This window comes from Candidatus Endoriftia persephonae, assembly GCF_023733635.1.
Taxonomy (GTDB): domain Bacteria; phylum Pseudomonadota; class Gammaproteobacteria; order Chromatiales; family Chromatiaceae; genus Endoriftia; species Endoriftia persephonae.
The window spans coordinates 2,964,054-2,981,909 of record NZ_CP090569.1 but is presented as its reverse complement, the minus strand read 5'-3'; the positions used below and the strand labels follow the sequence as shown (position 1 = coordinate 2,981,909).

Here is a 17,856-nt window from a genome sequence, read left to right as displayed (position 1 = left end):
TAGCGTGTTTTGCAGAGGCTTGGGAAATAATTCAAACACGAGGATCGATATGATGTACCACAAGGCTTTGAGTGGAGTATTGGCCGGATCACTGGCGCTGATGGCGGGTTGTGCGAGTCAGCCGGATGAGGTGTCGGCGGCCTATGTCTCTCCGGTAAAATATATGAACTACGATTGCGAACAGATCACCTTCGAGATGGATTATGTCTCCAAGCGGACGATCAATCTCTACAGCAAATTGAAGGATAAGGCCGATTCTGATGCGGTGCAGATGGGTGTTGGCCTGGTCTTGTTCTGGCCGGCACTGTTGTTTCTGGAAGGTGGTGATGGCCCCGAAGCCGTTGAGTACGCCAATCTGAAGGGTGAGTTTGAGGCGCTGCGTTCAACCGCCCGTGAGAAACACTGTTCGATGGCTTCGTTGCCACCATCGCCGGAAGAGATCATCCAGAAGCGGGTGGAAGAAGAGAAAGCCTCGCAACAGCAGCAGAACAGTATCGACATTTAGTACGACCTGTTGGGCAGAGGGCAGAGGGCAGAGGGCAGAGGGCAGAGGATGCCAACTGCTCGACTTGGTTAGTCGAACCGCCCATGCAGCCATGCTGGGATGGCTGCATGGGCAAATCAAGCTGAACGTTTGCGGTTATCAAGCCGGTAACACGCTATTTGATTGCCGGTTTAGCGGCGCCCGCGGCCTCCGCCTCCACCGAAACCGCCCCCGCGCCTCTGGCCACCGCCGTCACCTGAGCCATCCCGCAGGCGGGAGCGGGTCATACTCCCCTGGCCCTGCTCGGCACCGGCCATGTTTCTATACCCGCCAGAGCTTGTGCCCATCTCGCTGCGCATGGTCTGTCGCTCCTCCTGACTCATGCTCTGCATACGGCTCTGTCGCTCACTGCGATAGGCATCACGATCTGCTTCGCTCATGTAGCGGACCTCATCCCCCATCTGCAGCAGATCAGGGGTCGAGTATTGTGTGTAGTCCTCTGCTGCCAGGGCGCCGGTGGCGGGGAGCAGGCCGCTCAGGATGAGCGTTGTAATCAAACTTTTTTTCATCAGATAGTCCTCAATTCATCGTCTTGTTTTGGTTTTTAGCGTCTGCCGCGTGTCGTGCGACCTTGTTCCATCGGCTGCTCCAAGATTATCTCCACCTGCAGCTGATCCAGTGCCTGTGCTGTGTAGGGAACGCCCAGGCTTTCAATCTGCCGGACAAATGCTCTGAGATGGTTGCGTGAGCCGCGTATCAGGTTTTCGTAGGTCTGGGTAAGATCCGGGTGAGTGGAATCTGCAATGGCGTGTTGCAGATCTTCAATATCGATCTCTTCGATCAGGGCGCCGACCATGAGTGCATTGATGAGTGATGTCTGCCCCTTGGCGATGAGTTCGGCGTAGAGGTTGGCCAGATCGGTATTGGTAAACATGCCGATGCTGTCATCCATGACCGGGTCGACAATTTCATAGTTGTCGAGCTGTCTCTCCATGGCCTCCATATGTCGTTGTTCAGAACTGGAGATGTTGGAAAAGACCGGGTGTTTCCACTGCTCGTAGAGGGTCAGGTAGACATCCCGTGCCAGTTTCTCCTCCTCCCGCATGAAGGTGAGCTTTTCGCTCTCTTCGAGGCTTAATGGCTCGGATGTGATCGGCTGACTAGTGTAGCTGTCTGGCTGCTGGCCCTGATGTTTCCAACCTGCATGAACAGGTGCGGCAGTGAGCAGGGCGACAATCGAAAGTGCAATTATGGGTTGCTTTGGCTTCATACTTAATCTCCTGAAGGATTATCGGCGATACTCAACTCGCCGCGTGTATGACAGAGGTTAGGTATGAATAGTTTCTGTGCTATTTCTGTAGACCTGCAGAGTGTTTCAATCTGTTTCCGTGAGCAGACTTGTTGCCTGAAATCAGTCCATATAGATGATGATTTTGGTGTGGGGGATATGAGAAGCAGCAGAATCTATGGCGTTAAGCCATGATTGTGGAGCAAGGCCCACTAGCGAGCGTAACGCAATTGTATTCCAACAGCGGCATCCGGACTGGCATTGGAGAAGCCGGCTACGCCATAGCCGTTTATCGACCAGCTATTGTCCATCTCCCAATTCAGGTAGGCAACCCATTCCCTCAATTCAGCAGCGGTCGCTGAGTATGCCTGCCGGTAGTCGAAGCTGATCCCGCTATAGAGCGAATGGCTCAGGCGATAGTCGAGGCCGAGTGAAGCAAAGCTGACGTTACTCAGCTCCATTTGGGGTAGATCCCCCATCAGGCGGTAACCGAGGGTAAAAAAAGGTGTTAACCGGCCTTGGGTGGCAGCCATATTGAGTTGTAGGGAGTAGTCATTGCTGCCGCTGCCCAGCTCTTTTTCCGCATCCGCGGTGGCAAGTTTTGCCTCGCCAATCAGGTCAACTGCATACGGCAGATTCCATAATGGATCGAGCGCGTAGGAGAGACTGGTTACGATATCGGCTAATCCCTGCTGGGTGCGTAGCGTTGGAGTCTCTCCACCACTGCCTCCCCGGTTGCTGCGACGATCTGTATCATCTTTGACGATTATCCCACCACCATTACCGCCAATCACTCCGCCTGGGCCGGTTATACGTAGGTAGGGGATGGTGATGGCCAGCCGCCAGGGAAATTGACTGTATTCCAATGTTGCCGGCAGATAGAGCATCTCGGTGTCGGCCGCGAGGCCATAGTCGCCGGAGCTGTAATCCATGCCGAGACTAAAACTGAAGCTCCCCGATTCATATTCAGAGGCATCCAGACTGCTCATCGCGATGCTGCAGAAGAGAATGAGGGTGTGGGTGCGCCACCCAGGCAGGAACGCAACGGGGTGTTTTGAGCAGGGTCTTATGAACTGCAGATACGCTCTCATCGTCCGGGGCGGTTCGGTCGAACCGGGCGATGTGGACGCGCTGGCCGGTGGCTGCGCCCAGGTCGTTGCATCTTCATGCGGTACTCATAACCAACGCCAAATCGGGTGTGCTTCTTGTCTGGAGTGGATGCCGCGCGATTGCCGGCAGCGGCTTGGCTGTCGACCTTCATAGGATTGTCCCTGCCTTGAACGGCTTTCTCTTGGTGGTGTGGCTCAGGCGACGTGGCTGATTCCTCCAGTAACAGTGGCGCGCTGATGGTATCGTCAGACCACGCCGGGCTGGCGAGCGCGATCCCCCCAAACATGGCTGCTATCGGCCAGCGTGCTTTCACGATTCAGACCCCCCTAAACAGTTATCCCGGTCACACTTCCATAACTGGGATGATAATGACAATTGAGCCCAAATCCATTCCATTTCACCGCTAAAGTGTTTCAACCTATTTCAGCCGGCCACTCTCGGAGCCAGATCGAGGCCGCCTCTGGTAGACTCGCAGGGGTGGACACAAAAAACACCAAGCTGCTGATCGTTGATGATGACCCCCGCCTGCGGGAGTTGCTGCAGCGTTACCTGGGTGAACAGGGGTTTCAAGTTAGCGCCTGCGAAGATGGGGTGGCGATGCAGCGTCATCTGGCAGAGGCGGTGGTAGACCTGATCATCCTGGATCTGATGCTGCCTGGCGATGACGGTCTGACCCTGGCGCGGTGGATTCGGGCGCGCCAGGATACCCCGATCATCATGCTCTCTGCCCGGGGTGAGGATGTGGATCGGATTGTCGGACTGGAGGTGGGGGCGGATGACTATCTGCCGAAGCCGTTTAACCCCCGCGAACTTCTGGCCCGGATACGGGCGGTGCTGCGGCGCAGGCAGCCAGGGGAAGGCGCTGAAGCGATGCAGCCCCCCTCGAAGCTGCTGGAGTTTGGCGAGTTCCAACTCAATCTGAGTACGCTCACCCTGACCCGCGATGGCAACCGGATTTCCCTTACCAGTGGAGAGTTGGCCCTGCTGGAGGTGTTTGTCGAACACCCCAATCAGATCCTGAGCCGAGACAGACTGGTCGATCTGCTGAAAGGATACGATCGCTCGCCATTTGACCGTAGTATCGATGTGAGGATTACCCGCCTGAGGCGCAAGATCGAGACCGATCCGAAAGTCCCCGAGTTTATCCGCACCGTGTGGGGCAAGGGGTATCTGTTTACCCCTCAGGGTGAAGCCTTCCGGGGATAGCTGTGCCGCGCAGAAAGACCCTATTAAGATACACCGGCCAGATCATGGCGGTGTCTATGCTGACCTTTTTGTTGTTTTCCAGCGGGGTGATCGTCTACTACATCCTGGTGCCGATGGCACGCCAGGCGTCTGGGGATCTTGCCGCACTGATCGTCCTGTCGGCACAGACCTGGGTGGAACTGCCACCGGATACGCGCCCCGATTTTGAGGATGAGTTGTATCTTCAGCATGGCCTTTCACTGGTCTCTGCCGAGGCTCAGCTAAAGCCGGTGCGCTACAAGAGCCCCTATCTGAGATTTCTCGAGACGGCACTGTCGCGACGGCTGGGCCAAGAGATCCAGCTGCTTGATGGTGGCACGGCAGATGACTGGGCCTGGGTGGATGTGCCGATGGCAGAGCGGACCGTGCGCATCGGTTTCTCCTCTAAGCATAACGACGCCAGTCCGCCGCTCGCGGTGCTCCTGCTGCTGCTCGGTGGCAGTATGATCACTCTGATCAGCTCGCTGCTACTCGTTAGGCGCCAAACCTATTCGCTGGCTCAGCTTGCCAGTGCGACATCCCGCTTTGGCCGGGGGGAGCGGCCTGAGTCTCTGCCGGAAGAGGGGCCTGAAGAGCTGGCGGTGCTGGCGCGTAACTTCAACCGCATGACCGGGCAGGTCCAGCAGCTGCTGACCAACCGGACCACCCTGTTGGGGGGGATATCCCACGACCTTCGCACCCCGATCGCGCGCCTCCAGCTGGCGCTGGCGTTACTCGATGAGAAGAGTGAACCTGAATTGATAAACGGCATGCGCGAGGACTTGCAGGAGATGGATCTGCTGATCAGGCGCACCCTTGAATTGGCCAGAGGTTTGGAGGGTGCTCCACAGGACGAACAGCTGCTGGATCTGGCTGCATTCCTGGCAGAGGTCGTGGCGGACTACCGGCAGCAGCCGGTTGCGATCGAGTGGGCCGATCCGCCGCCATGCCCGATGCGCTTCAGCCCGCTGGCGTTACGCCGGGTCCTATCCAATCTGCTCGGAAATGGCCTGCAGTATGGTGACGGGAAACCGCTTGAGGTGCGGCTGCAGTGTGATGGAGCGATGGCAGAGATCCAGATCCTGGATCGGGGGGCGGGTATCCCTGAAGCGCAGTTGGAGGCGGTGTTCCAGCCCTTTTTTCGACTCGAAGGGTCGCGCAATCCTGCAACAGGAGGCAGCGGACTGGGGTTGGCAATCGTTCGCCAGCTTTGTGACTTATATGGTTGGCAGATCCAGCTTGTGCCACGCCAGGGTGGCGGGACAAAGGCGTGCCTGAGCCTACCCAACTCGCGCAGTGAGAAAAACTCCCACTAAGCCCATCTTGGCAGGAGAGTATGCAGCCGTGGAAACGCGGAGCGGGGCGCAGGGTTCAATGCCTGACCCGGCTCATCGGCGTTGCCTGGGGCGGCTTTTGTTGTCGCTCCTGATCCCCTCGATGCCCAGATAGAGTTCGACCTCTTTCGATGCCGGCCCTAGATTGTAGTCGCTGCCGAAGTCGGCCAGGGCGAAGCGGGTGTGGCCCTCAAAGCCGCGCCGATAGCCACCCCAGGGGTCCGTGCCGCTGCCGATCTGGGTGACATCGATGGTGACTGGCTGAGTGACCCCGTGCAGGGAGAGATTGCCGTGCAATTTAGCCGTGCCGTCGGCCAGTTCCTGGAAACTGGTGCTGACGAACTCTGCCTTGGGGTAGTTGGCCACGTCGAGGAACTTTTTGCTGCGCAGGTGTTTGTCGCGCTCGGCGTGGTTGGAGTCGATGCTGCTGACATCGATCTCGACCCGGACCTTGGCGGCCGCCGGGTTGTTCTCGTCGTAGCTGAAGCTCCCCGAGAAGTGGTTGAAGCGGCCCAGCAGCCAGCTGTAGCCGAGATGGGATATCTTGAACTGGATGAAGGCGTGGGCGTCTTTGGTGTCGATGGTGTAGTCGGCGGCCTGGGTCGGCAGGGTGGCGAGGCAGAGGCCGGCGGCGAGTAGGCCGCTGATGATCTTGTGTTGCATTAGGGTTGCTCCTTGGTGGACCCCAAGATGTGGGTCAGGGTGGTGTCGTGGTCAAAAAAGTGGTGTTTCAAGGCACCACTGGTGTGAACCGCTGCGGTGCCGATCAGGCCCCAGGCGAGCAGCTTATGCAGCCTGCCCATCACCTCCTCCTGCTGCTCCAGGCCAGTCAACAGCGCCGGTAGCTCGAACCAGTCGAACACTGAGACAGCCCGGCCATCGGCGGTGGAGATCAGGTAGCCGCTCAGCATCACCAGCAGGGGCAGCAGATAGAGCAGCCAATGCACCAGCCGCGCGGCTAAGTGCTCCCAGGGCAGGTGGTTAGGTAGGGCGGTGGGGGTGGGGTTGAGCAGTCGCCAGCCGAGCCGCAGCAGCACCAGCAGAAACAGCAGGCTGCCGATGCTGCGGTGCAGATCGGGGGCTCGACGGTACCAGGGGTGGTAGTAGTCGAGCCCGGTCATCCACAGCCCCAACCCAAACAGACCGAACAGGCCAAGGGCCACTAGCCAGTGCAGCAGGATCGCTGGCAGGCCCCAGGCGTCTGTCGTGTTACGCCACTGCATCGGGTGTCTCATCGAGCCTGCCGAACAGGCCGGCCTGGTAGTCCCGATAGGCCTGCTCGATCTGCTCGGTGCTGTTCATCACGAACGGGCCGTGGCGTACTACTGGCTCACCGATCGGGCGTCCGGCCAGCAGCAACAGACGACTCGCCTGGTTCGCCTCGATGACGACGCTGTCGCCATCACTCAGCACCCCCAATTGTCGCGGTTCGATCCGGTTGTTCTGCGTCTTATCACCGGCAATCGTTAGGCTCCCTGAGATCAGATAGATGAAGGCATTGTGGCCGCTGGCCAGTCTCTCCTGGTAGGTCTCGCCGGCAGGCAGGGCGATATCCAGATAGAGTGGCTGCACACTGATCCCATTGACTGCACCTCGGGTGCCGCAGGCGGTCTGCCCGGCGATGACCTGGATACGGGTGCCGTTTTCATGCGGCTCCAGCGGTATCTCCTGTGGTGCAAACTCCTGGTAACAGGGGGTGGCCATCTTCTGTGCGGCGGGCAGGTTGACCCAGAGCTGGAACCCCTCCAGCAGCCCCTGCTCCTGTTCAGGCATCTCGGAGTGCTCTATGCCCCGCCCGGCGGTCATCCACTGTACCCCGCCCGCTTCTTCCACCACCCCGCTGTGGCCGGCGCTGTCGCGGTGCCGCACCCGTCCGGCCAACAGGTAGGTGACCGTTTCGAACCCCCGGTGCGGGTGGGGCGGAAAGCCGGCGATATAGTCCTGTGGATTGTTGGAGCGAAAGCTATCGAGCAGCAGAAATGGGTCGAGCAGCGGCAGGCTGTGGCTCGGGATGAACCGGGTCAACTGCACCCCAGCGCCATCCTGGGTGTCGCTGCCGCGGATGATGCGGATCAGCTGGCGTGGTTTTTTAAAGATGGTGGTCATCGTGTCCCTCCAGATTTTGAGCATCATGTGGAGAGAGTTTAGGCGGCAATAGCTGACTAAACCAGTCGGTCAAGTCGGGATGCAAGCCCCAAATCTATGGAACAAACTGACAATCTGCCGTGCCGTTGCCAGGTTCACCTGTTCAGGATGGAGGAGTCACTGTTGGTTGGCTATGCACCAATATTTTGTTCATAGTCCAAAATTTGTAGGAGCGTCCGCTTGCGGCGCGAATCAAACGACACTGAAGATATTTGCATCGCAAGCGGTCGCTTCTACAGGGTTTTGCTGTCGTGGAACAGGAGCCATAAGTGCGGCTCAGTGAAGATCCCCCGCCAGCGATGCCCTGATCGGCTCCTCCAGAGTGATCTCTGCCTGGTAGTGCGGGTGATCGATGCCAGCCTTGATGGTGGCCCCCTGCTTGACGGCGGCAGCCATCTCCGGGGTCAACTCAAAACGCACGAAGTGTACCGAGGCGGTCTTCTCTTCGGTTTCACGCTCCAGATCCTCATTGGCGATGGGGCGCACCTTAGCGAAACCTTCAACCGCCACCCACAGCGCCCGCTCGATGCCGATCAGGCGGGCGAGTGCCTGGTGTCGCTCCTGCGGGTCTTCGTACTCCACCATGAAGGTTGCCTTCCAGTTCATACCGTCGGGGATCAGGGGATTGTAGACATCCAGTTCGTCCTGAATCCCTTGATGCTCGAAGATGCGCTCGATGCGCAGCATCTCCTGAATCTGGTACTGCATGGTTAGGGCGTCCTCGAAGTAGAGAGCAGCATGCTCGCCCAGAGGTACCCGGCGGTTTTTCTTGTGTTCCATCACCTTGCCGCGGAATTCGCCGCGCATGTTCGAGTACTCTTCCAGACTGTAGAGATCGTGGTGTGACAATTTGCTCATCAGTTCTTCTCCGTTAACAGGTTTCTCTCTCGTGCGGGTGTTGGTTTGGATCGTAGGTCCGACTTCAGTCGGACCTACAGCCGGACCCGCAGGATGATCCATTGGGCTATCAGATCCCATAGGCCTTGCGCAGTAGGCCCATCGGGTGTTCGGTGTGGCTGCCATCGGCCATGCCCTGTTCGATATGGTGTCCGGCCATCGGGCAGTCGCTGCCGTAGTGGTCCGCTTCGGCCTTTTTGACCCGGTTCACCACCGGCCGGACAATCTTCATCGCGGCGTCGTGGGTCTCTTTTTTGACGGCGTAGGTGCCGTCGTGGCCGGAGCAGCGTTCGATCGCCTCGATGGTGGTCTCCGGTATCAGCGACAGCAGCTCGCGGGTCTTGGAACCCACGTTCTGTACCCGCTGGTGGCAGGCGGCATGGTAGGCCACCTTGCCCAGAGGGGTCTTGAAATCGGTATTCAGCTTGCCAGCTTTGTGGCGCTGCATCAGGTATTCGAAAGGGTCGAAGATCGCCTTGGAAACCTTGATGACATCGGGCTCGTCGGGGAACATTAGCGGCAGCTCTTGCTTGAACATCAGAGCACAGGAGGGGACCGGGGCGACGATATCCCAACCCTCGTCCACCAGTCTGGTCAGCACCGGGATGTTGGCATTCTTCGCCGCTTCCACCGCCTCCAGATCGCCTAGCTCCAGCTTGGGCATGCCGCAGCACTGCTCCTTCTCGGCCAGGGTCACGGGGATGCCGTTGTGCTCGAACACCGCCACCAGATCTTCGCCAATCAGCGGCTCGTTGCGATTGCCGTAACAGGTGGCGAATAGCGCCACTTTGCCCTTGGTGGGGCCGGCCAGTTCACCTTTCGCCTCTCTGCCGCGCCTGTCGGCCAGACGTGAACGCAGGCTCTTCGAGTGGAACTCTGGCAGGCGGGCTTCGGCATGTACCTCCAGCACGGCCTCCAATGCCTTGCGGGCGGGCTTGGCCTTGTTGATTGCGTTGATGACTCCGGCAACCACTGGGATTCCGGCGATGCTGCCGACCGCATCGGTGCTGGTGAGAATCCTGTCGCGCAGTTTTACATCGCCCTTTTTGTACTTCACCGCTTTGGCGCGCAGCATCAGGTGGGGGAAGTCCAGATTCCAGTCGTGGGGTGGGACATAGGGGCACTTGGTCATGAAGCAGAGATCACAGAGGTAGCAGTGATCGACTACCTTCCAGTAGTCCGCCTTGGCGATGCCATCCACCTCCAGGGTCTCTGATTCGTCCACCAGGTCGAACAGGGTGGGGAAAGATTGGCAGAGACTGACGCAGCGCCGGCAGCCGTGGCAGATATCGAATGCCCGCTCCAGCTCCTGAAACAGCGACGCTTCGCTGTAGAAGTCTGCCTCTTTCCAGTTGAGTGGGTGGCGGGTGGGTGCTTCCAGGTTACCTTCTCTGATACTCATGGTGTCGTCTCCGCTGATTACTGTTGAGATGGGGAGGTGCCGGGACCATCCGGCCCCGGCGTCTACCGCTTACTCCATCTCGTTCAGAGCCTTCTGGTAGCGGTTGGCGTGGGAACGCTCTGCCTTGGCTAGGGTCTCGAACCAATCGGCGATCTCGTCGAAGCCTTCGTCACGGGCGGCCTTGGCCATGCCGGGGTACATGTCGGTGTACTCGTGGGTTTCGCCGGCCACTGCGGTCTTGAGGTTGTCGACGGTGCTGCCAAAGGGCATGCCGGTAGCGGGGTCGCCGCACTCTTCCAGGTATTCCAGATGGCCATGGGCATGGCCGGTTTCGCCTTCAGCGGTGGAGCGGAACAGGGCTGCCACATCGTTGTAGCCCTCGATATCCGCCTTGGAGGCGAAGTAGAGATAGCGGCGGTTGGCCTGGGATTCGCCGGCAAAGGCGTCTTTCAGGTTCTGCTCAGTCTTGCTGCCTTTCAGGGACATGGTCTCTTTCTCCTTGCGGTTCAGTTGGTTTGTGCCTGCTAGGCACGGAGAAAATATAGTTGCTGACCTGAAATACCTCTAATTGTTTGTTTGAATCCAAATGATTGACACTGTGAATGAATGTGTGATTATTTATTCATAGGAATCACGGGTGGGGCGTCATGAATCTAAGAGATCTGAGCTATCTGGTGGCGGTTGCCGAGACCGGCCATTTTGGGCGGGCCGCTGAGCGCTGTTTTGTCAGCCAACCGACCTTGAGCAACCAGATCAAAAAGCTCGAGAAGAGCTTGGGTGTCACCCTGTTTGAGCGCACCAACCGCTCGGTCCGGGTGACGCCAGTGGGTGAGGTGATCATCGAACACGCCCGTCGCAGCATCCAGGAGGCGGAGGCGATCAAACATATCGCGGAAGGCTTTCATGATCCTTTTTCAGGCCCTTTGCGGTTGGGCGCCATCCCGACTCTGAGCCCCTATCTGATCCCGCTGATCCTGAAGCCGTTGCGGGAGCGCTACCCCAAGCTGCAACTGGCCCTGACGGATGAGGTGACCGCATCGTTGACCGACAAGCTGGCAAACCATGAGATTGATGCGGCGCTGCTGGCGACACCGATCAAGGCGCCTGGTTACGATTCGCTGCTACTGTTTGATGAGCCGTTCTGGCTGGCGCATCTCAGCAAGCACCCGCTCTACACCAAGGATGAGATCAGCTGCGAAGATCTGGCGGAGGTGGAGATGCTGCTGCTGTCGGATGTGCATTGCCTGTCGGGGCAGATTATGTCTGTCTGCCCCCACCAACGAAGTTCACAGGAGTATCTGCGAGCATTTGGTATGGAGACGCTGATCCGGCTGGTGGCGGCAGGATATGGCTGCACACTGGTGCCCGCGTTGACAGTACATGGCAGCGGGCTGATCGGTTCCGGGGTGATTGCACGCAAGCTCGAGATCCCCACTGCCTTCCGGCGCATCCGTCTGGTCTACCGATCGAGTTTCCCCCGCAAGACGATGCTGCAAGGTTTGGCGCAACTGATCGACGAACAGCTGCCGAACACGGTCAGGCGCTTGGATGCTGATATGGAATAGCCAGATATGCTGGCCACTACTCGATTTACTTAATTATTAGTCAACGGGATGTCGATGTGATCTACATACATATGCATACCCTACAAGATATGCATAGAAAACAGTAAAAACTATACATGCAGGCTCTTCACTTTTGCCGACCAGATCGAACAGCGGCACAAAGATGCCCAGGCACCTGTCAACCACCTCACCCAACCCATCCTTGCCAAAGCCTTCCGCGGTGAACTCACCGCCGAGGCGCTGCTGCAACGAATCAAGGCCGAGGGGGAGAAGATGAAGTCTGTTAAGCGGGGGAGAAAAAACGGGCGGCTTCTTGATGTGCGGCGCTCCTACAGGGTCAGGTGGCGCCCAATAAAAAAACGCCCTCAAACGAGGGCGTCAAATGGAGAGTTAAGATCGTTATTGTTATAGGTCAGGAACTAAGCCTGTTTGCGCCGCAGACGCTTGCGGCTGGCGAAGCCGATCAGGCCGATGGCGAGCAGTACCAATGAAGCGGGCTCCGGCACCTGGGCGTGCTGCATATCGAGCTGGATCCAGTCGTTGTTGCAGTTTGCAGTCCAGTGCACGCGCAGGTCGAAGTCATTCAGCGAGCCCAGGTTGAGCAGAGCCAGATCGACGCTGGTCTCAATCATGTAGTGGCGGTCCTTTTTATACTTGCCGATCTTATCGGGCTTTGAGTCACCAAAGTTCATGCTGCCGTGGGTCATCTCACCGTAGGCGAGGTCCACGCTACCCAGCAGATCACCAGACTTGATACTGGTGGGGTGGGAGAGCTTGTAGGTATTCATCGCGCTGCTGGTCTTTTTGGGCTTGACCCAGAGGCCGTAGTTCCAATTATCGACCGAGTAGACGTCACCCTGGCTCATGCCGTTGTGATCGCGGGTGACGATGCCATATTCGAAGGAGGTGGCGTCGCTGCCGAAATCGAAGTTGAGGGCGATATCACCGGCGGCCCAGCCTTTGGCGTGGGGGGCACGGCCAGTGGCGATACCGATATTGAGCATGCTGCCGACTAGCTCCACATACATCGCCTCGGCATCATACTTCTGACCGCCATAGCCGGGGTTGAGATACCATTTGTGCTGATCCTCGACCACTACCGAGATGCTGCTGCGCAGGGTCTTGTTCCAGTCGGATGCCTTGCCCTTGGGGGCCTTGATCCAATCACTGATATCAGAATCGATGGTGATCGCCTGAGCGGCGCTGCCGGCGAGCAGTAGCAGTGCGGCAGCGCTCAGTTTGAGAGCCTTCTGGGTAAAAGTGGTTGCGTTAGCCATGGTCCCAATCTCCTGATGGATCTGCTGAAAGTGAACTTGCCTGCTATGTGGCAAGTGGCGGGCCAGCTTGGGATGAGGCGATCTCAGCTGCGGAATTAAACGCGGATGAGGTGGCGATAGTTGCGCAAATAATGACGAAACTTATTGAATATTAAAGATAAAAATTAAAAGGAATGGGTTTCTCTGATGAGCGTGTTTGGAGAAGGATATTCTCGCCGGAAAAGGGCATGGGAAAGCGGGTCATAGTCTGGGGAATAAAAGTCGAGTTTGTCAGGCAGACCGACAGAGAGAAGAATGGATTTCCGGGGAATGGAATCGATTTCCCGTGATCTGAACGGGCTTCTTGCCCAGCCAGCGGATAGGAAGCAGCTTCAGCGTCAGTGGCCGGAATGGGGCGGGGCTTCCTGTCGGAGTGTAAAGCCAAGCGACGGATTGGGAAGAGTGATCTCTCTTTCTGAGTCATGGATGTCGTCTACACTGCTAGAGGATTGCAGCAAAGGTGTGTTGCCCTGCCGATTTCAGGCTCCGGCGAATGGAGAGAAGTAAGGGTGGAGAGTTCAGTATCTTCAAGCGGCGCACGGCGACCGGGATTTCTGCCACGAAACGCATTCGATCGCCTGCTCAATGCGATCTCGGAGGCGGGATGGCAGTTGCTCGGTCCGGTGGTTGAATCTGGGGTGATCCAATTTCGTCCGATCAGCGGTATGGCCGCCCTGCCGACAGGGGTAGTGAACCGGCAGCAGCCGGGCAGCTATCGTCTTGAGCAGCGAGAGGATCAGCGCCTGTTCGCCTGGAACCAGGGCCCGCAGGGACTGAAACCCCTCTGCTTCGCGCCGGAAGAGTGCCTTTGGCAAGAGTCCCAGGGGCCGGATGGGAAGATGCAGCTAGAGTCCGGGCTGGCTGAGGCGACTCCGATCGCGGTGATCGGTGTGCGCGGCTGTGACCTGGCAGCCTTGGCGATCCAGGACAGACACTTCCTCTCCAGCACCGCCCCCGATCCTCATTATAAAGCGCGGCGCGAGGCGCTGTTTCTGGTAGGGGTTGACTGTGCCGAGTCGGCAGAGACCTGTTTCTGTACCTCCACCGGCGATGGCCCTTCTTTAAACGGGGGGTTCGACATCGGGTTGGCAGAACTGGATGCGGGTTTTCTCACCTGGGGAGGGTCACAGCGGGGCGAGGCGCTGCTGCAATCTTTGGCCTTGCCGCTCGCCAGCGACCCACAGCTTGCCGAGATGAATGAGGCGACAGACCGGGCCGCCGCCGCCCAGCAGCGACGTTTGCCGTCGCCGGCGGTGCTGCGCCGTCTCTACGACAACCTGGCCCATCCAGACTGGGATCAGGTCGGGGAGCGCTGCCTCTCCTGCGGCAACTGTACCGCGGTCTGTCCCACCTGTTTTTGCTACTCCACCGAATACCGCACGGCGCTGGACGGGACAAGCGCCGTGCGCATCCGCCAGTGGGACTCCTGCTTCAACCCGGCCCACAGCAGCATGGGCCGTTTCAATGTGCGCACCACCATCCCGCAGCGCTACCGGCAGTGGCTGACCCATAAGCTGGCCGGCTGGCAGGATCAGTTCGGGCGCATCGGCTGCACCGGCTGCGGCCGCTGTATCAGCTGGTGTCCGGTAGGGATCGACCTGACCCGGGAGGTGGGTTTGGTGCTCGGGGAGGATGATTTTGATGTTTGACCCGCACCTGCCCCGTATCGCCATCATCGATCGCCGTACCCAGGAGTCGGAGACGATCTTCACCCTACGGTTGGAGTTTGAGGATAGTGATCAGCAGCAGGCGTTCGAGTTTAAGCCTGGGCAGTTCAACATGGTGTCGTTGTTCGGTGTCGGCGAGATCCCGATCTCTATCGTCTCCGATCCGCAGGACAGCCACTTCTTCGACCACACCATCCGTGTGGTGGGCCGAGTGACACGCAAAATGCAGAGCCTCAAGCCGGGCGACCGGGTGGGCATTCGCGGGCCCTTCGGTCGTGGCTGGCCGCTGGCCGAGGCCGAGGGTAAGGATCTGTTGCTGATTACTGGCGGCTTAGGCTGCGCGCCGCTGATGTCGGTGATCGGCTACCTGCTGCGGCGGCGTGAGCGGTTTGGTCGCATCTATATCCTGCAGGGGGTCAAACACTGCGACGATCTGATCTGGCGTGACCAGTATGATCAGTGGACCCAGCAGCATGATGTGCATGTCCACCTGGCTGCCGATGTGACAAGCCGGGATTGGCCCTGGCAGCAGGGTATGGTCACTGAGCTGATCGGGATGTTGGAGTTGCACACCCAAAAGACCCTCACCATGCTGTGTGGGCCGGAGATGATGATGATTGCCGCCATTGCCCAGCTGCGTGACCTAGGGCTGCCTGATCGGCGCATCTGGCTGAGCATGGAGCGCAACATGCAGTGCGGCATCGGTCAGTGCGGGCACTGCCAGATCGGGCCGAAGCGCGTCTGCCACGACGGACCGATCTTCAGTTATGAGGAGGTGGCAGACTTCCTCGGCGTAAAGGGGTTTTGATGATGAGAGAAACAAAACCCACCCTTGCAGTGCACAAATTCAGCTCCTGTGATGGCTGTCAGCTTGCCCTGCTCAATCTGGGTGAGGCACTGCTCGAGCTGCCAAACTATCTCGAGATCGTCCACTTTGCCGAGGCAGGGCCCAGTGATCCGACTGCCCATGTCGATCTGGCGCTGGTGGAGGGCAGCATCTCCACCCCCGAGGATATCGAGCGCATTCGCCAGGTGCGGAAGAATAGCGACTACCTGATCAGCATCGGCGCCTGCGCCACCGCGGGCGGGATCCAGGCGCTGCGCAATCTGGCCGATGCGGCTGCCTGGATGGCGGCACTCTATCCCCACCCAGAACAGATCGAGATCCTGCCGGAGTCCGGTGCCATCGCTGCACATGTCAAAGTGGACCTGGAGTTGCCGGGCTGCCCGGTCAATTCAAACCAGCTGCTGCGCGCCCTGCGGGACCTGCTGAACGGGGTTGAGCCGGTGCGGGAACGGCGTGCACTCTGCATGGAGTGCAAACGTCAGGGGTTGGTCTGCACCCTGGTGAGCAGCGGTCAGCCCTGTCTGGGACCGGTGACCCTGGCTGGTTGCGGCGCACTCTGCCCCTCCCAGGGGCGGGGCTGTTACGGCTGTTACGGGCCGGTGGAGTCGGTGCACCATGAGAGCCTGGCGCAGCGCTTCAGTGAGCTGGGGCTGGATCAGGCAGCCAGCGCACGGCGCTTTCTCTTCATCCAGGGTGGCGCGCCGACGTTTGCCGAGGCGGGTGTGCGGTTGCGCGCCAGAGCGACGGAGGAGGAATGAGGAGCATGGGCGACTCCCGCGAGATCCACATCAATGTGCCGGTGCTGACCCGAGTCGAGGGCGAGGGTGCACTGGAGCTCGATATCGTTGATGGCAAGATCGAGCAGCTGCGGCTGCGTATCTTTGAGCCGCCACGGCTGTTCGAGAAGTTCATCGAAGGCTACGAGTGCGACCAGGTAATCGACATGGTGGCGCGCATCTGCGGCATCTGTCCGGTCGCCTACCAGATGAGTGCGGTGCAGGCCTTCGAGAGCATTTTCGGCATCGAGCCGACACCCTGGATCAAGCGCATGCGCAGGGCGATGTATTGCGGTGAGTGGCTGCAGAGCCATGCGCTGCATATCCACCTGCTGGCCGCGCCCGACTTCTTCGGCTACGAGAGCGCCATCGCGATGGCCGTGGATCACCCCGAGATAGTGCGCCGCGGGCTGCGCCTGCAGAGCCTGGGCAACGATCTGATTGCGCTGTTTGGTGCTCGTTCGGTGCATCCGGTGGGGGTGCGGGTGGGCGGCTTCTACCGTGCGCCGGAGCCGGCTGCGGTGGAGGCAATGGTGCATCGCCTGGAGGCGGCTTTGCTGGAGGCGGAGGCGCTGTTGCGTTTGTGTGCTGGGCTCGATTTCCCGCAGGATGAGCAGGCTTTTGTCAGTGTCGCCCTGAGTGCGCCAGATGAGTACGCCATCGGTGTGGGGCGGCTGATCTCCGGGCAGGGGCTCGACATCCCGATCAACCAGTTCGCCAGCCACTTTCGCGAAAAGCAGGTGGACCACTCCACCGCCTTCCACTCCGAACTGGAGGGTAGATCCTATCTAGTGGGGCCGCTGGCGAGGCTCAATCTCAACTTTCATCAGCTGCCGCTTGGGCTGCGCAGACTGCTGGATGAGTGCGGTATTCATATCCCCAGCCACAACATGTTTCACAGTATCTTGGCACGGGCGGTGGAGCTCTATCTGGCGGTCGCTGAGGCAGTCGAGCTGCTGCAGGATTACCAACTGCCCGAGATGCCGGCACTGCCCTTCACGCCCCGCGCCGGTACCGGCTTTGGCTGCACTGAGGCGCCGCGCGGCATCCTCTGGCATCGCTACGACGTGGATGAGCAGGGACGGGTGTTGAGTGGCCGTATCGTGCCCCCCACCAGCCAGAATCAGGCGCGCATCGAGGAGGATATCCACAATTCGCTGACGCTGATGGGGCTAGACAAGGATGACCTGGCATTGCGCCTGCGTGCCGAGCAGGTGATCCGCAACTATGACCCCTGCATCTCCTGTGCGACCCACTTCCTGACACTGAAGGTCCGCCGCCGCTGATGCGAGTGATTGCAGTCGGATCTCCCTTCGGCGCTGATCGTGTCGCTTGGCATGCCGCCGAATGGCTAGGTGCGGAGTTACCGGATGTGGAGGTGGTGTGTCTCGACCGTCCCGGCAGCGCCTTGATCCCCTGGCTAGAGGAGTCGGTGGTGTTGCTAGATGCGCTGCGGGCGGAGGGGCAGCCGGGGCAGATCCGCCGGCTCGATCTGGCGGAGCTGGCCGATCCTGGCCAGATCAACGCGGTGCATGGTTTTGGTGTGGCGCAGGCGTTGGCGCTGGCGCAAGCCTTGGGGGAGCTGCCGCAGCGCCTGCTACTGCTCGGCATTGTGATCGATGCCGCTACACCCTCTCCCCCTGAGCTGGATGGTGCCGCACTGTTGGCGCAGCTCGAAGCGTGGCAGCGGGGCGCTATTAACCCGGCAATTAAATAGATATAGGGTGGCCCGTGGCCAGCGCGTGTCACCGATTGAAATCAAGGATAATGTCGAGCACAGCCCGACCAATACATGTGCCAT

The 17,856-nt window shown here is 59.2% G+C and carries 19 protein-coding genes; 9 read left to right on the top strand and 10 right to left on the bottom strand.

Going from position 1 to position 17,856, the window contains the following annotated elements:
- The first annotated feature begins 49 nt into the window (after window positions 1–49).
- A complete protein-coding gene (locus L0Y14_RS13390) occupies window positions 50–505 on the top strand; it encodes a metal ABC transporter ATP-binding protein (RefSeq protein WP_240991713.1) in 456 nt (151 codons plus the stop codon).
- Between the two features lie 170 nt (window positions 506–675).
- Here the strand turns inward: L0Y14_RS13390 and L0Y14_RS13385 are convergent, their stop codons facing one another.
- From L0Y14_RS13385 to L0Y14_RS13375, 3 genes are all read right to left on the bottom strand, one after another.
- Window positions 676–1,053, bottom strand: coding sequence for a hypothetical protein (locus L0Y14_RS13385; RefSeq protein WP_006475493.1), 378 nt, complete (start codon window positions 1,051–1,053; stop codon window positions 676–678).
- A 35-nt stretch (window positions 1,054–1,088) separates the two neighbouring features.
- Window positions 1,089–1,754, bottom strand: coding sequence for a DUF2202 domain-containing protein (locus L0Y14_RS13380; RefSeq protein WP_006475494.1), 666 nt, complete (start codon window positions 1,752–1,754; stop codon window positions 1,089–1,091).
- Between the two features lie 230 nt (window positions 1,755–1,984).
- Window positions 1,985–2,761: a hypothetical protein gene (locus tag L0Y14_RS13375; protein WP_006475495.1), complete on the bottom strand. Its 777-nt coding sequence runs from the start codon at window positions 2,759–2,761 to the stop codon at window positions 1,985–1,987.
- Between the two features lie 598 nt (window positions 2,762–3,359).
- Between L0Y14_RS13375 and L0Y14_RS13370 the strand changes: the two genes are divergently transcribed.
- Both L0Y14_RS13370 and L0Y14_RS13365 read left to right on the top strand, forming a co-directional pair.
- The gene (locus L0Y14_RS13370; RefSeq protein ID WP_006475496.1) at window positions 3,360–4,088 is read left to right on the top strand and encodes a response regulator; all 729 of its coding nucleotides are present in this window, start codon (window positions 3,360–3,362) and stop codon (window positions 4,086–4,088) included.
- A 44-nt stretch (window positions 4,089–4,132) separates the two neighbouring features.
- The gene (locus L0Y14_RS13365; RefSeq protein WP_083825178.1) at window positions 4,133–5,422 is read left to right on the top strand and encodes an ATP-binding protein; all 1,290 of its coding nucleotides are present in this window, start codon (window positions 4,133–4,135) and stop codon (window positions 5,420–5,422) included.
- 72 nt (window positions 5,423–5,494) lie between these two features.
- On the opposite strand, the gene L0Y14_RS13360 is transcribed toward L0Y14_RS13365, so the two are convergent.
- From L0Y14_RS13360 to L0Y14_RS13335, 6 genes are all read right to left on the bottom strand, one after another.
- A complete protein-coding gene (locus L0Y14_RS13360) occupies window positions 5,495–6,103 on the bottom strand; it encodes a YceI family protein (RefSeq protein WP_006475498.1) in 609 nt (202 codons plus the stop codon).
- The gene (locus L0Y14_RS13355) at window positions 6,103–6,663 is read right to left on the bottom strand and encodes a cytochrome b (protein WP_251859210.1); all 561 of its coding nucleotides are present in this window, start codon (window positions 6,661–6,663) and stop codon (window positions 6,103–6,105) included. The genes L0Y14_RS13360 and L0Y14_RS13355 overlap by 1 nt, the downstream gene beginning before the upstream one ends.
- Window positions 6,650–7,546: a pirin family protein gene (locus tag L0Y14_RS13350; RefSeq protein ID WP_006475501.1), complete on the bottom strand. Its 897-nt coding sequence runs from the start codon at window positions 7,544–7,546 to the stop codon at window positions 6,650–6,652. The genes L0Y14_RS13355 and L0Y14_RS13350 overlap by 14 nt, the downstream gene beginning before the upstream one ends.
- A gap of 315 nt (window positions 7,547–7,861) precedes the next feature.
- Window positions 7,862–8,443 (bottom strand): DUF3501 family protein, encoded by a 582-nt coding sequence (locus tag L0Y14_RS13345; RefSeq protein ID WP_006475502.1) that lies wholly within the window; start codon window positions 8,441–8,443, stop codon window positions 7,862–7,864.
- A 109-nt stretch (window positions 8,444–8,552) separates the two neighbouring features.
- Window positions 8,553–9,884, bottom strand: coding sequence for a heterodisulfide reductase-related iron-sulfur binding cluster (locus L0Y14_RS13340; protein ID WP_006475503.1), 1,332 nt, complete (start codon window positions 9,882–9,884; stop codon window positions 8,553–8,555).
- A gap of 69 nt (window positions 9,885–9,953) precedes the next feature.
- The gene (locus L0Y14_RS13335) at window positions 9,954–10,370 is read right to left on the bottom strand and encodes a rubrerythrin family protein (RefSeq protein WP_005966510.1); all 417 of its coding nucleotides are present in this window, start codon (window positions 10,368–10,370) and stop codon (window positions 9,954–9,956) included.
- 161 nt (window positions 10,371–10,531) lie between these two features.
- Here L0Y14_RS13335 and L0Y14_RS13330 point away from each other — a divergent pair, with 161 nt between their 5' ends.
- Window positions 10,532–11,449, top strand: a complete 918-nt coding sequence (locus tag L0Y14_RS13330) for a LysR substrate-binding domain-containing protein (RefSeq protein WP_006475504.1) — start codon at window positions 10,532–10,534, stop codon at window positions 11,447–11,449.
- A gap of 419 nt (window positions 11,450–11,868) precedes the next feature.
- Here L0Y14_RS13330 and L0Y14_RS13320 read toward each other — a convergent pair whose 3' ends face one another.
- Window positions 11,869–12,726 carry a PEP-CTERM sorting domain-containing protein gene (locus L0Y14_RS13320; RefSeq protein WP_006475505.1) on the bottom strand — a complete coding sequence of 286 codons (858 nt, stop codon included), beginning with the start codon at window positions 12,724–12,726 and terminating at the stop codon, window positions 11,869–11,871.
- 548 nt (window positions 12,727–13,274) lie between these two features.
- On the opposite strand from L0Y14_RS13320, the gene L0Y14_RS13315 reads away from it, so the two are divergent.
- The 5 genes from L0Y14_RS13315 to L0Y14_RS13295 are packed head-to-tail and all read left to right on the top strand — an operon-like array spanning window position 13,275 to window position 17,772.
- Window positions 13,275–14,414 (top strand): 4Fe-4S dicluster domain-containing protein, encoded by a 1,140-nt coding sequence (locus L0Y14_RS13315; protein WP_006475506.1) that lies wholly within the window; start codon window positions 13,275–13,277, stop codon window positions 14,412–14,414.
- Window positions 14,407–15,240 (top strand): FAD/NAD(P)-binding protein, encoded by an 834-nt coding sequence (locus L0Y14_RS13310; protein ID WP_006475507.1) that lies wholly within the window; start codon window positions 14,407–14,409, stop codon window positions 15,238–15,240. The genes L0Y14_RS13315 and L0Y14_RS13310 overlap by 8 nt, the downstream gene beginning before the upstream one ends.
- Window positions 15,240–16,037 (top strand): NADH-quinone oxidoreductase subunit B family protein, encoded by a 798-nt coding sequence (locus L0Y14_RS13305; RefSeq protein ID WP_006475508.1) that lies wholly within the window; start codon window positions 15,240–15,242, stop codon window positions 16,035–16,037. Before L0Y14_RS13310 ends, L0Y14_RS13305 begins: the two co-directional genes overlap by 1 nt.
- A 5-nt stretch (window positions 16,038–16,042) precedes the next feature.
- A complete protein-coding gene (locus tag L0Y14_RS13300) occupies window positions 16,043–17,341 on the top strand; it encodes a Ni/Fe hydrogenase subunit alpha (protein ID WP_006475509.1) in 1,299 nt (432 codons plus the stop codon).
- The gene (locus tag L0Y14_RS13295) at window positions 17,341–17,772 is read left to right on the top strand and encodes a hydrogenase maturation protease (protein WP_005965887.1); all 432 of its coding nucleotides are present in this window, start codon (window positions 17,341–17,343) and stop codon (window positions 17,770–17,772) included. The genes L0Y14_RS13300 and L0Y14_RS13295 overlap by 1 nt, the downstream gene beginning before the upstream one ends.
- Window positions 17,773–17,856: the final 84 nt, after the last annotated feature.

What these genes read in the sequence shown, in the direction of transcription:
- L0Y14_RS13390 (WP_240991713.1), top strand. Translation starts at nt 50, where the DNA reads ATGATGTACCACAAGGCTTTGAGTGGAGTATTGGCCGGATCACTGGCG.
- L0Y14_RS13385 (WP_006475493.1), bottom strand. Translation starts at nt 1,053, where the DNA reads ATGAAAAAAAGTTTGATTACAACGCTCATCCTGAGCGGCCTGCTCCCC.
- L0Y14_RS13380 (WP_006475494.1), bottom strand. Translation starts at nt 1,754, where the DNA reads ATGAAGCCAAAGCAACCCATAATTGCACTTTCGATTGTCGCCCTGCTC.
- L0Y14_RS13375 (WP_006475495.1), bottom strand. Translation starts at nt 2,761, where the DNA reads ATGAGCAGTCTGGATGCCTCTGAATATGAATCGGGGAGCTTCAGTTTT.
- L0Y14_RS13365 (WP_083825178.1), top strand. Translation starts at nt 4,133, where the DNA reads ATGGCGGTGTCTATGCTGACCTTTTTGTTGTTTTCCAGCGGGGTGATC.
- L0Y14_RS13360 (WP_006475498.1), bottom strand. Translation starts at nt 6,103, where the DNA reads ATGCAACACAAGATCATCAGCGGCCTACTCGCCGCCGGCCTCTGCCTC.
- L0Y14_RS13355 (WP_251859210.1), bottom strand. Translation starts at nt 6,663, where the DNA reads ATGCAGTGGCGTAACACGACAGACGCCTGGGGCCTGCCAGCGATCCTG.
- L0Y14_RS13350 (WP_006475501.1), bottom strand. Translation starts at nt 7,546, where the DNA reads ATGACCACCATCTTTAAAAAACCACGCCAGCTGATCCGCATCATCCGC.
- L0Y14_RS13345 (WP_006475502.1), bottom strand. Translation starts at nt 8,443, where the DNA reads ATGAGCAAATTGTCACACCACGATCTCTACAGTCTGGAAGAGTACTCG.
- L0Y14_RS13340 (WP_006475503.1), bottom strand. Translation starts at nt 9,884, where the DNA reads ATGAGTATCAGAGAAGGTAACCTGGAAGCACCCACCCGCCACCCACTC.
- L0Y14_RS13335 (WP_005966510.1), bottom strand. Translation starts at nt 10,370, where the DNA reads ATGTCCCTGAAAGGCAGCAAGACTGAGCAGAACCTGAAAGACGCCTTT.
- L0Y14_RS13330 (WP_006475504.1), top strand. Translation starts at nt 10,532, where the DNA reads ATGAATCTAAGAGATCTGAGCTATCTGGTGGCGGTTGCCGAGACCGGC.
- L0Y14_RS13320 (WP_006475505.1), bottom strand. Translation starts at nt 12,726, where the DNA reads ATGGCTAACGCAACCACTTTTACCCAGAAGGCTCTCAAACTGAGCGCT.
- L0Y14_RS13310 (WP_006475507.1), top strand. Translation starts at nt 14,407, where the DNA reads ATGTTTGACCCGCACCTGCCCCGTATCGCCATCATCGATCGCCGTACC.
- L0Y14_RS13305 (WP_006475508.1), top strand. Translation starts at nt 15,240, where the DNA reads ATGATGAGAGAAACAAAACCCACCCTTGCAGTGCACAAATTCAGCTCC.
- L0Y14_RS13300 (WP_006475509.1), top strand. Translation starts at nt 16,043, where the DNA reads ATGGGCGACTCCCGCGAGATCCACATCAATGTGCCGGTGCTGACCCGA.
- L0Y14_RS13295 (WP_005965887.1), top strand. Translation starts at nt 17,341, where the DNA reads ATGCGAGTGATTGCAGTCGGATCTCCCTTCGGCGCTGATCGTGTCGCT.